Source organism: Salmonella sp. SAL4457 (assembly GCF_046548235.1).
GTDB lineage: Bacteria > Pseudomonadota > Gammaproteobacteria > Enterobacterales > Enterobacteriaceae > Salmonella > Salmonella enterica.
In genome coordinates this window covers 1-354 of record NZ_JBGDZO010000160.1, presented here as the reverse complement: position 1 = coordinate 354, position 354 = coordinate 1, and the positions used below count along the sequence as shown (strand labels likewise).

1 pseudogene is annotated in these 354 nt (G+C 70.9%); it reads left to right on the top strand.

What is annotated here, in order from left to right:
• A pseudogene (cdhR, locus tag ACLJNW_RS23710) lies at nt 1-326 on the top strand (HTH-type transcriptional regulator CdhR); the annotation flags it as partial.
• Nucleotides 327-354: the final 28 nt, after the last annotated feature.

The window sequence follows — 354 nt, the reverse complement described above, 5'->3', positions numbered from 1 at the left end:
CCCTGGAGCTGGCCGAGCGCATCCAGGTCACCCGCCGCCAGCTGGAACGGCTGTTCCGCGTGCACCTGGACGACACGCCCTCGAACTTCTACCTCGGCCTGCGCCTGGACAAGGCCCGCCAGTTGCTGCGCCAGACCGACCTCAGCGTGCTACAGGTGAGCCTGGCCTGCGGCTTCGAGTCGCCGTCGTACTTCTCCCGCAGCTACCGCGCGCGCTTCGCCGCCAGTCCCAGCCAGGATCGCGCGGTGCTGCCGCTCAAGGCTCCCGCAGCCACGCCGCCAGGCGCGCCAGCAGGGCATCGCACGCCTCGAGCTGAGCGAGGCTGACGAACTCGTCCGGCTTGTGGCCCTGGTC